The following is a 12,710-nucleotide window of genomic DNA, read 5'->3' as shown; positions in this document are numbered from 1 at the left end:
CGACCTTTTAAGTGGAAAGAAGGATATAGAAATTCTTATCGATTCAGAGTTAAGACCTCAGATTATTGAACTTCAACAGATGTTATCTCAATATCGCGCAGCAGTTACAACCCAAAGTGAAATTGATCTTATAAAACAATTTTCGAACGACAAGGTCGCGGAAATAGTTAAGATAGAATCTGAAGGTGAATCCACATCTAAATTCAAACCAAAAGAACATCTTGAGCGTAGTTTTTTAGACATTTTAGATCAATATCTAAACGAACTATTAAAATCTTGCAGGTTTGAGAATTATACTTCTGCTCGATTTGACAGAGGAGATATGGATATTGTTGTAAATGGTAAAAAGAAAAGTTCCTATGGCAAAGGATATTGTGCATTCCTTAATACTATCACATCAACTGCTTTGGCTAAATATCTAAACAATAATGGAGAGTATTCACCCGGAATTTTGATATTCGATTCTCCCATATTGTCACTTGAAGAACCTGCAGACAAAATATCAGATAGTATGAAGGATTCCTTGTTTGAATATTTTGTGAATAATCTAAGTGGCATACAAACAATCATCGTAGAAAACAAGATACCATCAATAAACTATAAAGATGCTAACAAAGTTATATTTACTAAAAACAAAGAGAAGGGGCGATATGGATTATTAAATGATGTGTTTGAATAATGTCATGGCCTCAGGCTTTAAGGGCGAACCATGCTGGAGTATACTGTAACAATTAGGCTTTTGCATTTGTTGCAGAAACATATGGTGTAGGTAAAGATATATTCTATAAATATGTCATGGAAAATGGAATAACAGACAAGGACAACTCCGCTCAAGCCATTTGGCAGTAGGCAAGGGAGACGGAGTTTACTTGGAGGTACTACATAACGACGGATCAGTAAAAGATTGGAAATTTCTTAAGTTTTGGGTAGGAATGGAACCCTGATATTCTGGTTAACATCCAAGGCAACAGGTTATGTTGTGAAATTGCACTGAGGTAAGTCGCCAGATCATTCCCAATCGGGGAAGGGTGTCCCGTTGCTAGGCAAAGAAGGACTGACGAAGTTAAGGGATGTGCTGGGTAGGGTTGTGTCTCTAGATTTGATTTTGAGTAGAAAACTTTGTCGTTCTGTTTGTAAGCGCTTAATAAACGGGTGCATGGTCAACCTGCTCTAACCATGAGAAAATACCTTCATAAGACTAGGATTGGAGGTATTAATAGTGTCCAAGCGAGAACAGCAGGCTGAGCTCGTAGTGGAATGCAGAGCCAGTGGAATGACAGCAAAAGCATTGTGTGAATCCAAGGGTATCGAATATCATCGGTATTTAAACCGGGCAACTAGACTCAACAGAGAAGGTCAACAAGAACTCAGCAGTGGGCGTATGTAACCATGGTAAAGATGAACATTCCATTAGCGAAATCAGACTCAATTGCGGAAAATGGACAATTTATGTGGAATCAGGGTTTAGTCAATCGCTGCTTGCGGATATATTTAGGGTCTTGAATTCCATATGTTGAAGGACGTCCTGAACTTTGATGGTATTTATCTGGCTTGTGGAGTTACAGATTTAAGGAGAGCTGTCGACGGCCTAGCCTATCATTGTGAAACAGACATTTAACATGGATCCGTTTGGTAACTATCTTTTTCTGTTCTGCAACCGGAGCCGTAATCGGCTGAAGGGCCTTTACTGGGAAGAAATGGTTTTGTCTTGTATTACAAGAGGCCCGACGGTGCGGGAGCCAGATTTAAATAGACAAAAGACCCGTACGATGTAAGAAACACAACAGTCAGGTAACGTCGCCTTCTCATGGAAGGCATGTCCATAGACCCCCCAAAAGGGTTTGAGGAAGTCACAGCCAGAGATTTTTGCTAATGAGTATTCTTGTGGCATCCGGCCAGCAATCCTGTGACATCCGGCCACTGATCCTATCACATTCGGCCACTGTTCTCGCAACATCCGGCTAATAAACCGGTACCTCAATAATGAACTCCTGTACAATGTGTTTAGCACGTTTACGGGAGGAAGAAAATGAGGTGTGCAGAACCAGTGAAAGTTCTAGAAATCTTAAGACTGACAGAAGATGGCTATTCTCAAAGAGAAATCGCACAAAGTGTTAAATGTGGTAAATCCACGGTTGGAGAAATTCAGAAACGCTGCCGAAATTGTAAACTTCGATACGATGTGGCTGAAAAAATGACCAATGATGAAATCAAGCTCTTACTCTATCCAGACAGTTATGACGTATACATATATCTGGTTCATATCTTCAATAAAATGCCGGAGTCAGACTTTAAGACCGATCCATTGTTACTTGAGGACTTTTTGCCCTAGTCGCAAAAGCTACCGGACTACTGCCGTAACACAAACCGTAAATATGATAATGCCAAACCCCGGTACGAATATAAAAAGTTCGTACCGGGGTTACCTTTTGTCAATGCACCTGTTGTTTAAGCGCTTACAAATTTACGAGGCTATGTTCTTCTTTATCCTTTCTGGCTTGGTGTAGAATTAGTACAATTTTACCAGTTTATGATAGGTTTTTTCTATATTACGTAGTGGAATTATTCTAAATTAGAACGACAAATAATGTTAAATAATTCCATAATTTGTTTTTTTCTTTGCAGGAAAATTAGTTGTAAATCGATAATTAATAAATCTAATCAGTGGCTACTGATAATTAAAAAACAAGGGAGTAAGAAAATGAGTAAAAAAATTATCACATTCTTGTCAAGTTTAGTATTAATCCTAGGTATAGCAATGCCAGCATTTGCCGATTCTTCAGTAAACCTAATGCCTGTAAAAGTAATTAAAAACCCTGCGATTACTGATCCTCATGTTCTTTTTCAACGGGCTGTAAATGGTATTAGTGATCTTGAAAATAAAGATTTAGCCCCAAAAAGTAAAGCTCATATTTCAAACAATGAAGATGGAATATCAAAAGATGTCAAAGTCTATTCAACAACTCAATTACTTAAAGAAGAAAAATTCAAAGACGGAAAAACTAATAGAGAATATGCTACGACCAGCTTCGCAGTTGTTAAAGCAAGTGATCTGAAGAGTTCCGGAAAATATTATATCCAAGGCAGCCTTAGTGACGATGAATGGGATTCAACAGGTTCGGTGAACGCATATAGTACTATTAGGTGGTCTAATGTAGCAGATAGTAATGGTGTTGAGCATATTACAATGGCAGGTCAAACCATTTCAGGAGGTTGGAGCCCTTTATCTGGTTTTACAGTTAAAAATAAGACTGTAACAATTGGTCAGATTGGTGTAAGCTCTTGGGGAGGTTATTTAAGTCAAAGTACACCTTATTCAATATCTGATTCGAGTCTTACCTTTAGTAAAACAGCATCTTCTTCTTGGAAGCCAGTACTAGCTGATGATACTTCTACTGTTGGATGTTCTCAAACCTGTACAATTTATCGTGGTACTTCAAACTGGACATTTACATTCACTAACAACAAATACGGTGACGTCTAGTTTTTCGCAAATTTGATCGCTTGATATAAAACTGTTTTTAGATATTCAATTATTTAATGATTTTTAGCAAGATCCTTTGTCGTATTAGTTGTGGATAGTGGAATAAGCTATTTTAAAGAATACCTAATATTGCCTGTCCAAGTAATTTGGTCAACCTGGCTCGAAGCAGAAGGTTGTCCACATTACGGCACTACCCATAACCTGCATTGGCTTTAATTGATATTCTGACTTAGGCAAGAACGCTACACATCTTGGAAAGCTTTGTTGTAAAACTTGAGGCAGCAATGAAAAAACAAATAGCAGATTGCTCAATTCTTTTCAATTGTGGTAATATACGGTTACGGTCAGAAAGGAGATAAAAATTGCGTAGATATAATAAGGTGTTGTTCATTATCTTAGTAAGCGTTCTTATGACAATTGCGGGTTGTAGCAGTCCGCTTAAATCCGGAAATGTAGCAAGAAATGAGAATTATGTTTTAAATTACACAGGTGATAGTGAGCATTGGACTGTCAACTATGATATCACCGTCTCCGGACAGTGGCATAAGGCCAGCCTGGAGATTCAACCCAAGGACAAATCGATTATCGGTGAGATAGAATATGCACTATACAAAAATGGTAATAAAAAGACTTACGGAAGGGAAGAAATCGGCACAAAAATTGGAGGAACTGGTGGCGGAAACGGCGCAAAACCCGATGAAGGCGATGCTTATGCCATACAAATCAAATTGGGTGGCAAGGAAGAAGTTTTTCCTCTAGCTCTAATGAAAACGACTGAATAAAACCCATAAGCATTAATTGAAATAGAAAATACGCTAAATAACAAAATAACAGGAAAACCTCAAGAGCAGGATCTCTTGGGTTATTAGCTTTATTACTAATATTAGCCGGATCATTCTAAATTGTTGCGCCAACTTGTATTGGCTGGTTCTACAAACCAAATCCTGATGCATCTAAAAAGTAACGTATTAATTGCAAGGCAGCATAAAACTGCTATTCAGAAGCTTAATTCAATAGTTTTATTAAACCATTTGATATAAAAAATTCATTATTTTGAATGGATAGAAAACTTTAAATGCTCGATCTGATAATGTAAATTCACAAATTTATAAAGGCAAACCTGTCGAAAGGCAGAACGCAAAGCTAAAGGGTCTAAAGTCTTAAAGACTATGCCAGTTGCCATTTTTCAAGAGGTTGCGGGTAAGGCCTCTTTTTTTTACCATTGTACTAAAATAATATAAAACGGAAAATGGAGTTATGTATCGTAATCCAATTCCATCGACTTATAATTTACTTATCAAGAAATGGAGGTGAGATATATCAATCGTAGAGTGAAAGCTACGAGTTTAAATATGCTTCGGAATTTAACAACCTGATAAAGCACATCTGTGATGCAAAAGTGGTTATTTCCCACGAACTGTTTGGAGATAAGGCGACTTCTCAAATAGGTTCTTTTTTTAAAAAGGGGCAGCAATTTAAAGAAGAGGATATATGTAATATTACGGAACGGGTATTAGATTTTATAAAAGAGCAATATAGCAAGTTCCTTACTGTAATAACTGAAGAAATCAAATCTGATACTTTTGTTGCGGGACGAATTCATTCTTTAGGGTTTTATGCTCAGCAAATTAAGGATGACCCCAATAACTGCTTCTCTGTAGTATTTGTTGAAGTGCAGAACAGTATAGATGAGCTACCGCATGAATTAAGGATTCTTCTGCTAAATGATAAGGATGATGTGATCGCTTTAAATTGTGATTATCAAGAAATATTAGTTCGGGGCGAAAATGAAAAGTATTTGGGACAGTTTATCTGTGATGAGGAAATTATTAATGATAGTTTGCTCAGATATAGACGGTACAAGAAAGATACTTGTGATGGTATGATCGCATTTTTTAATCAAACAAGAAAAAATAACCCAATCAAACCGTATTTTATGTCCGGAAAAATAATAAGAGTTGGATTTAATGAATCTGACAATTAGATTAAATGTTATCCGGATTATTCAGATTCCAATTAGGCTAATAATGGGAATCTGAAAAAATACAAGTGAATTTCTTATTGTTTATATTTTCCGCAGATATTTAGAAATACAAATTGTACTGCCTCCCAAATTGAATATCCAAAATTGAGAAGAAAGTCACTGGATGCCTATGCTACAATTACAGCATCGGAGGTGATTTTTTGTATTTTGAATATGGCAGCGAGGAAATTGAATTCTTAAAAGGCTGCGACAAGCTGCTTGGCGCGGCGATTGATCGGATCGGGCATATATATCGGACGGTTGACGGCGATCTTTTCTCCTCCGTGATTCATCATATCATCGGGCAACAGATCTCCACCCGCGCACAAGCGACCATCTGGCAAAGGCTTAGCGGCAGGCTCGGGATGATCAATGCCAATACGATCTATTCTCTTGAATTGAATGAACTTCAAAAACTTGGTATGACGTTCAAAAAAGCCGAGTACATCAAAGACTTTGCAGAGAAAGTCAAAAACAAGGAATTTGATATAGACGCGCTCAACGATCTGCCTAACGCCGTGGTTATAAAAGAGCTTTCGGCCCAGAAAGGTATCGGCGTGTGGACTGCTGAGATGATCATGACCTTTTGTATGCAGCGTCCCGATGTTGTGAGCTTCCGGGACCTGGCCATTCATCGTGGAATGCGGATGCTGTATCATCACAGAAGCATCGACAGAAAAAAGTTTGCGAAATACGTAAGACGGTACTCTCCCTATGGAACGGTGGCAAGTCTGTATCTTTGGGCGATTGCCGGAGGCGCGATTCCGGAAATGCGAGACTATGCACTAAAAAAGAAAAAGGAGGCGGCAAAGAAATGATGCGGGAAGAAATGTGGAAAGCGGTATCCGAAAATGATGCGTCCTATGACGGTATTTTTTTCTACGCGGTCAAGTCTACCGGAATTTATTGCCGTCCCTCCTGTAAATCAAAAATACCAAAACGTGAAAATGTTTGTTTTTTTGAAACCGCGGAAAAAGCGAGAGCCGCCGGCTTTCGTCCCTGCAAGCGGTGCAGAAGTGATCTTTTTGACTATCAGCCAATCAAAGAAATTGCAGAAAAGGCAAAGCAGTTGATGGACGATTCTTTTCGCAAGAGATGTGACCTGAATCAGGAACTGCGGCATCTGGGCGTGTCGCAGCGCCGCATGGTTGAAATTTTTAAGGATGAGTACGGCGTTACACTATCCGAATATGTGGGCAATCTGCGCTTGAGTGAAGCAAAACGGTTGCTTTCAGGCACCAATGACGAGATTATTGACATCGCATATTCCGTAGGATTTGGCGGATTGTCATCATTTTATCGCTTTTTCAAAAATGGTACAGGATTATCTCCTGTCGCATACAGAAAGGAGCATCGAAAATGAACAAGTACGCTTTCTATGATTCTGAATTTGGAATTTTGAAAATCGGATATACAGATACGGCAATCATTTTTTTGAAGCAAGCGGATCAAATCGACGCTGACAACGAACTTTCGGCGCTTTCCGATCTAGCTTTTGACCAGGTACGCGCGTATCTCAAAGGCACGCGCAAGACATTCGATTTCCCATACGAGCTTCATGGTACGAAGTTTCAGAAAAAAGTGTGGGATGCTCTTTGTCAGATTCCATACGGAGAAACCCGTACATACAAGCAGATAGCGGTGGCGGTTGGCAATCCGAAAGCGAGCCGCGCAGTGGGCATATCGAACAATAAAAACCCGATGACAATAGTTGTTCCATGCCATCGAGTAATAGGAACTGACGGTGCTCTCACCGGTTATGCAGGCGGCCTTGACATGAAAAAAGCTCTGCTGGAGCTTGAACGGAAGGAGGAGCAGTAAATGGATGGCATTCGAATTCCGAGTATTAAGATTTCTGACATTGATATGAGAAAATGCTACTTTAACCCCGGCTGCGCACTCAGTATTTACAAGCCTGAATCCGGGAAAAAAATACTGGATATGCTCAACAAATACTTCGGGCCGGTGCAGCTACATAGCATTTGCTGCCATCATGATCCTAAGCTGCCTCATGGCGCTACCATCATCAATAACTGCGCAGGCTGCGACAGAAGGTTCCGTTCCTTATATGAAGGAGTACAGACCATTTCACTATGGGAAGTATTGGACAGCATCGGAAATCTGTCCCTGCCGGATCATACCGAACTGACGGTTTCTGTGCATGACTCTTGCTCATACCGGCCAAAACCCCAGGTTCATGCAGCGGTCAGAAACATTTTGAGGAAAATGAATATGGAAATCATCGATTCCAAATACAGCGGAACAAAGTCCATCTGCTGTGGCGATAATTTCTATCCGCAGCTTCCAATCGAAAAAGTCACAGAACTGCAAAAAAAGCGCGCCGCCCAAATGCCTTGTCAGGATGTTGTGGTCTATTGTGTTTCCTGCATTAAATCCATGACTATAGGCGGAAAAACCCCGCACCACATGGCGGATCTTGTTTTGAATGAAGAAACCGAGCCGCAGGAAACGAGAATCGATGTGTACCATGAAGCGCTGAATCAGTACATTGATGAGCACTAATCACAGTATGAGCATAATGTACAATTTAACCACCTTCGCATAATCCATATACCCATTAGGCTAATAACTGGATGTTCCAATAAACCCAGGTTAGAGCATAAAAAGTAGGATAATGCGAAATATCTAAAGGGTTATTGTTGGGGTTTATTAAGTATTACAATTTCATAATTCTTAATTAGCTGTAGTGGCTATTGCTAGCATGTTATAATTATCTAAAAGGAACATGGAAGTGATAATAGATTGGATATTGTAAAGGTTAACATCAAATCGGCTGGTTATACGGCTAATAAGCCTATCATTAAAAATGTAGCATTAAATGTTGGTTCCGGAGAATTAATTGGTTTAATTGGCCCTAATGGAGCTGGGAAGAGTACCATAATTAAAGCAATAATGGGGTTGCTCCCTGAGCATGATAGTAAAGTTGAATTCGGAGGTTCGTATAAAAACTATTCCTATATACCAGAACAACCTGTCTTGTACGAAGGATTGACTTTGTGGGAACACCTTGAGTTTGCTGCTTCTGTTTATGAAATTGACCGGCTTGAATTTCTAAATGAAACTGAGGGATTACTCAAACTATTTCGACTTACTCATGTAAGACATAATATGCCGACGACATTTTCTAAAGGTATGCAGCAAAAAGTTATGCTAATTCTGGGCTTCCTTCTTAGACCGTCACTTTATATAATTGATGAGCCATTTATTGGTTTGGACCCTATCGGTATTAAGGATTTTCTTTCATTAATTCAACAAGCTAAGAACCAAGGTGCAGGAGTATTGATGTCTACGCATTCTTTAGATACTGCCGAAAAAATTTGTACTTCCTTCGTTTTAATAAACGATGGAGCGATTCTAGCTAAAGGTAACTTACAGGAAATTAGAGAGCAGAGTCAACTTATAAATGGTTCTCTCTTTGACTGTTTCATTGAATTATTGGAGAAAACTCTATGACTACCATAAGAAAACTCTTTTGGCATCGCCTAATTAACGGATGGAAATACCAATATTCCGTCTGGAAAACCGTGGTCGATTGGATTGTGGCTCTCTATATCGTCATACCGTTTTCAGCCATTTTTATCGATACCTATTTGGGTTGGTGGAGGCAAGTTCCAGTAGAATTAAACTATATTCCTATCAATGGTTTTTTGGTTATTTTTCTTGTTTTTGTATGGGCAGGAACTCTTCAGGTATTTCTTGAAGATGCGGATCAAATTTTTCTTTTTCAACGTAAGACTTGGGTCAAAGGGTTAATAAAATATAGCCTCGTATACTACATGATTTATAATTTACTGGTTTCGCTACTCTTTTCGATAGTATGGGCACCGTTTCTATTGTTACACTATGGCTTTACCACGCATATGTTTATATTGCTTACAACAATTATCTTTTTGTTAAAAGCTTTGATTGGGATACTAAAACAGCTATTAGAATTTCGCTTTCAGAGTTGGAAATTAGGCCTTTCTAAAACCATTTTTCTTTTTCTTACGGGTGTTTTTTTACGTCAGACCGTATCTTTACTGCTTAATCGATCTATGTTGTTATCTCTAACATTTCTCATACTTATTACTGCTTTAATTTGTCTTATCTACCAACGGATGTTTATTTCCGGAACACTTCTAGAAGATATATCTATGCGACAGGCCTCAAAACTAAAGTTTAATAACGTTTTATTGAAGTATGCAGGAACATATACAAAAAAGACTACTACTATAAGAACCAGCCCATGGTTATTCCAAAACTCTAATATTATTTTTAAGCAGCGTAACCCTGAAAATAGTTTAGTGGAAATATGCCTAAAATCCACTTTGCGACACAGTACTAATATCAAATTTTATTTTCAAGTGGTTGGTGCTTACGTTTTAATGCTTACGGCTTACCCTCCTGTGTGGAAAAGGTTCTTGTGGGGCGTATCCATTCCATTTTTGATAGCGATGGTTAAACCGTTTTGGTTAGAATCACTTAATAATCCATTTGTTTCAATGTTCCCCCTACGCCCTGAAATTAAATTAAGTGCCGCAATTCGTTCTTTGTTTCTTATGGCTTTACCAGGAGAAATAATCTTGGCTCTCATTGTTCTCCTTCAAACACGACAGTGGCTATATGCTTTAATACTATTTCCATTGGGGTTCTTCCTAAGCAAATTCGTAGCTAAAAAGCTTGCCATGTTTTCGTAAAAGCAAAAACTTTCCTGTTCGCATTGGTACTTCAAAAACCTTTTTCTTGAAACTTCCAGTTATTCTTATTCGCGACCCAATGTAGAGGGGGTTAATTCATTTGTTAGAATTATTAGCTTCAATCATGGCTGAATTAGGGGATATATTTAGTCAGTTTGAATCCTTATATAATAAAAGATGGTTTAAATATTTCAGCATTACTTTTTTAGTAATCTTGATAGCTATTATAGGCAAGGCTATTTATAAATAAAAGCAAGGGCGTGTATTAAGTTAAAAAACCAAAAATTATCAGTTCGCATTTTTCTTATACCCTTTAGTAAATATACCGCTTCGCTGATTAGCGTTGGATTGCATTGTACCACTTTTACATTTGATTACTGACAAAGGGGAACCTGTAATTATGACTGTTTATATAGCACTATTGCGAGGAATAAACGTAGGTGGAAAGAATGTTATAAAGATGGCTGAGTTGAAAAAAGTATTTGAAGCCATCGGACTTTGTGATGTCCAGACATATATACAAAGTGGCAATGTATTATTCAAATCAAACCAAGGAGAGGAATTTCTAGGAAAAATTGAGCATGAAATTGAGGCGGTTTTTGGATTTTCGGTTACGGTTGTTTTAAGAACGTTAGCAGAGTTGGAACAACTGGTTCCTAATAGCCCATTTTCAGAGGAAGAAGTAGCTGAAGCGGAGGCATCGACTCAAGCAGAGAGTCAATATGTTGCACTATTAACCCACGTACCCTTGCAAGAAAAGATTGCATTGTTGGACGCTTACAGAGGTGAAAACGACCTGTATCGAGTTATAGAACGAGAGGTATATCTCTTATTCCATCATAGTATTCGGAATTCAAAGCTTGCTAACAATCTTTATAAGTTAGGTGTACCAGCGACTGTACGTAATTGGAAGACGATTAATAAGCTTACCACGTTAGCCAAAGCCATGGACTGACGCTCTTATGCCATTATTCTTAAACCGTGACGCATTCGTAGAATTTAGTACATTACTTTTACAAGTTTAAATACAATCAAACGGGAGATGAGTTTCCTTATGTTCGAGATGAAAAATAACGTGGTTCTACCTAGCGCTAGTGACTGCTGAGGTACTTCATCTAGTGCTGGTCAGCATTTAGACGGAAGTACCGAACACTGTAAAATTTGCGGGAATCCCCTGGAGTACTTTGATCAAGGCAAATCACTGACTTGTGCCCAGTGTGGCAAACAGGAGATAGCAAACATCTGTTGCTCTAATGGTCATTATGTTTGTGATGAGTGCCACGGAAAAGGGGTTTTCGACTTAGTCAAAGACTATGTATTTGATAGTAAGTCAAAAAACCCGTTGGAAATCGCCGAAACACTTATGGGATATGACGACCAAGTTCCCATGCTTGGCTGTGAAAACGCCTGGATCGCAGCGGGAGCCTTGATCGCGGCCATCAGGAACGAAGGTAGTATTATTGTAACTGATGATCAGGTTCTGGAGGTACTAAACCGAACGGCAAGACAGGCTATTGGCGGATACTGTGGTTTGACAGGGGTATGCGGTATTGCTGTAGCTATAGGCGCTTGCTTCAGTGTTATTCTGGGAGCGGCTTGTCCAAAAGACCAGGAAACGGCAACTACCATGAGAGTTGTGGCCAAGATGGTAAACACTATTGCTAACGAAACAGGGCCTTGCTGTTGTAAGAACTTCGTTCGTAAATCATTGACCGAGGCAGTAAAATTGGTGAATGAGCAGCTAAGTGTTTCCCTGCCAATAGTCAGTGAGAACATAATTTGTAAACATATTGAACGACATCCTCACGGGTGCCGGAAAGAAAAGTGTTCCTATTTCGGCTAGGACACTACTGGAGTAGAGAGAGGGGAAATTGGTATGCTAAAGAAATATGATAAAAGATTACAGGAGTGAAAGGACGGGTTTATGCTACATGATGCTTGAGCTTTCCGCAAATTCAAACGAAATTTCGGCCTGCCCTGTTTGTAACGGGACCGGTCAGAAAGTACGTAAGGTAACCGTTGAACATCAGGTACAACCTGGTATTGAGATTGAAGGAGAACAGTTATTTTTATGTAAAACTCCCGATTGTAAGGTTGCCTATTATTCTCGGGACGGGAAGAAAACAATACTTCAAGACCAATTGATTAGTAAGATTTGGTTTAAGAATGTCCCGCCCCCTGTTCCAATTTGTTATTGTGCAAATGTCACGGACGAAGAAATATTATACCATGTCGCTGTGGCCAAGTGCTGCTCTACTTTGGATGATATTAAGAAGCATACAGGGGCCAATACCGGACGTGAATGTCTGACTAAAAATCCTGCCGGTGGCTGATGTTCCTCTGTAGTGCAATCGGTGATTGCCAAAGGTCTTGCTAGGAGAGAGTAGCGAATAAGGAAGTTATTATAATTAATGATTCTGCTCACAAATTGTAAACTCATGATAATGGGAAAAAACTAACCACTTGATTAGCTGGCTCTTCACGTCTTTGGCGGTGTTAGTTACCG

Annotated in this window: 15 protein-coding genes, 2 pseudogenes and 1 riboswitch; of the genes and pseudogenes, 16 read left to right on the top strand and 1 reads right to left on the bottom strand. The window is 39.0% G+C overall.

All coding sequences use genetic code 11. The features are described 5' to 3' along the window. Window positions 1–679, top strand: a pseudogene (locus UF75_RS29350) (hypothetical protein); the annotation flags it as partial. Between the two features lie 540 nt (window positions 680–1,219). Continuing rightward, window positions 1,220–1,387: a hypothetical protein gene (locus UF75_RS28595; protein ID WP_156146549.1), complete on the top strand. Its 168-nt coding sequence runs from the start codon at window positions 1,220–1,222 to the stop codon at window positions 1,385–1,387. A gap of 297 nt (window positions 1,388–1,684) precedes the next feature. Here UF75_RS28595 and UF75_RS30430 read toward each other — a convergent pair whose 3' ends face one another. Continuing rightward, entirely contained in the window at window positions 1,685–1,981 is a 297-nt protein-coding gene (locus tag UF75_RS30430; protein ID WP_242860371.1) for a hypothetical protein, read from the bottom strand. A gap of 48 nt (window positions 1,982–2,029) precedes the next feature. Between UF75_RS30430 and UF75_RS20940 the strand changes: the two genes are divergently transcribed. The 14 genes and pseudogenes from UF75_RS20940 to UF75_RS20880 form a co-directional block, all read left to right on the top strand. Beyond that, on the top strand, window positions 2,030–2,332 hold the full coding sequence (locus UF75_RS20940; RefSeq protein ID WP_045576498.1) for a helix-turn-helix domain-containing protein: 303 nt from the start codon (window positions 2,030–2,032) through the stop codon (window positions 2,330–2,332). A 369-nt stretch (window positions 2,333–2,701) separates the two neighbouring features. Beyond that, entirely contained in the window at window positions 2,702–3,484 is a 783-nt protein-coding gene (locus UF75_RS20935) for a hypothetical protein (RefSeq protein ID WP_045576497.1), read from the top strand. A 362-nt stretch (window positions 3,485–3,846) separates the two neighbouring features. Further along, the gene (locus tag UF75_RS20930) at window positions 3,847–4,266 is read left to right on the top strand and encodes a hypothetical protein (RefSeq protein ID WP_045576496.1); all 420 of its coding nucleotides are present in this window, start codon (window positions 3,847–3,849) and stop codon (window positions 4,264–4,266) included. A 321-nt stretch (window positions 4,267–4,587) separates the two neighbouring features. After that, window positions 4,588–4,668: riboswitch (cyclic di-GMP riboswitch) on the top strand. A gap of 215 nt (window positions 4,669–4,883) precedes the next feature. Beyond that, window positions 4,884–5,468, top strand: a complete 585-nt coding sequence (locus UF75_RS20925) for a hypothetical protein (protein ID WP_045576495.1) — start codon at window positions 4,884–4,886, stop codon at window positions 5,466–5,468. Window positions 5,469–5,668: 200 nt separating this feature from the next. Continuing rightward, on the top strand, window positions 5,669–6,325 hold the full coding sequence (locus UF75_RS20920) for a DNA-3-methyladenine glycosylase (RefSeq protein WP_045576494.1): 657 nt from the start codon (window positions 5,669–5,671) through the stop codon (window positions 6,323–6,325). Continuing rightward, a complete protein-coding gene (locus tag UF75_RS20915) occupies window positions 6,322–6,870 on the top strand; it encodes an Ada metal-binding domain-containing protein (protein ID WP_045576493.1) in 549 nt (182 codons plus the stop codon). Before UF75_RS20920 ends, UF75_RS20915 begins: the two co-directional genes overlap by 4 nt. Next, a complete protein-coding gene (locus UF75_RS20910; protein ID WP_045576492.1) occupies window positions 6,867–7,328 on the top strand; it encodes a methylated-DNA--[protein]-cysteine S-methyltransferase in 462 nt (153 codons plus the stop codon). The genes UF75_RS20915 and UF75_RS20910 overlap by 4 nt, the downstream gene beginning before the upstream one ends. Beyond that, on the top strand, window positions 7,329–8,030 hold the full coding sequence (locus tag UF75_RS20905; protein ID WP_052693495.1) for a heterodisulfide reductase-related iron-sulfur binding cluster: 702 nt from the start codon (window positions 7,329–7,331) through the stop codon (window positions 8,028–8,030). Window positions 8,031–8,270: 240 nt separating this feature from the next. Further along, entirely contained in the window at window positions 8,271–8,981 is a 711-nt protein-coding gene (locus UF75_RS20900) for an ABC transporter ATP-binding protein (protein WP_045576491.1), read from the top strand. Continuing rightward, a complete protein-coding gene (locus UF75_RS20895; protein ID WP_045576490.1) occupies window positions 8,978–10,204 on the top strand; it encodes an ABC transporter permease in 1,227 nt (408 codons plus the stop codon). Before UF75_RS20900 ends, UF75_RS20895 begins: the two co-directional genes overlap by 4 nt. Window positions 10,205–10,304: 100 nt before the next feature. After that, entirely contained in the window at window positions 10,305–10,454 is a 150-nt protein-coding gene (locus UF75_RS28590) for a hypothetical protein (protein WP_156146548.1), read from the top strand. Between the two features lie 150 nt (window positions 10,455–10,604). Beyond that, complete coding sequence (locus tag UF75_RS20890) at window positions 10,605–11,159, top strand: DUF1697 domain-containing protein (protein WP_045576489.1); 555 nt, start codon at window positions 10,605–10,607, stop codon at window positions 11,157–11,159. A gap of 204 nt (window positions 11,160–11,363) precedes the next feature. Next, window positions 11,364–12,047, top strand: coding sequence for a DUF5714 domain-containing protein (locus tag UF75_RS20885; RefSeq protein WP_348983085.1), 684 nt, complete (start codon window positions 11,364–11,366; stop codon window positions 12,045–12,047). Window positions 12,048–12,138: 91 nt separating this feature from the next. Beyond that, a pseudogene (locus tag UF75_RS20880) lies at window positions 12,139–12,534 on the top strand ((2Fe-2S)-binding protein); the annotation flags it as partial. Window positions 12,535–12,710: the final 176 nt, after the last annotated feature.

Origin of the sequence: Desulfosporosinus sp. I2 (assembly GCF_000960765.1) — a bacterium.
In the GTDB taxonomy this organism is placed as follows: domain Bacteria; phylum Bacillota; class Desulfitobacteriia; order Desulfitobacteriales; family Desulfitobacteriaceae; genus Desulfosporosinus.
The sequence above is the reverse complement of the archived record's forward strand: the minus strand, read 5'-3'. Positions and strand labels throughout refer to the sequence as shown.

Excerpts from the sequence above, each read along its gene's own strand:
- UF75_RS20905 (WP_052693495.1), top strand. The coding sequence starts at position 7,329 with ATGGATGGCATTCGAATTCCGAGTATTAAGATTTCTGACATTGATATG.
- UF75_RS20890 (WP_045576489.1), top strand. The coding sequence starts at position 10,605 with ATGACTGTTTATATAGCACTATTGCGAGGAATAAACGTAGGTGGAAAG.
- UF75_RS20910 (WP_045576492.1), top strand. The coding sequence starts at position 6,867 with ATGAACAAGTACGCTTTCTATGATTCTGAATTTGGAATTTTGAAAATC.
- UF75_RS20940 (WP_045576498.1), top strand. The coding sequence starts at position 2,030 with ATGAGGTGTGCAGAACCAGTGAAAGTTCTAGAAATCTTAAGACTGACA.
- UF75_RS20895 (WP_045576490.1), top strand. The coding sequence starts at position 8,978 with ATGACTACCATAAGAAAACTCTTTTGGCATCGCCTAATTAACGGATGG.
- UF75_RS20915 (WP_045576493.1), top strand. The coding sequence starts at position 6,322 with ATGATGCGGGAAGAAATGTGGAAAGCGGTATCCGAAAATGATGCGTCC.
- UF75_RS20935 (WP_045576497.1), top strand. The coding sequence starts at position 2,702 with ATGAGTAAAAAAATTATCACATTCTTGTCAAGTTTAGTATTAATCCTA.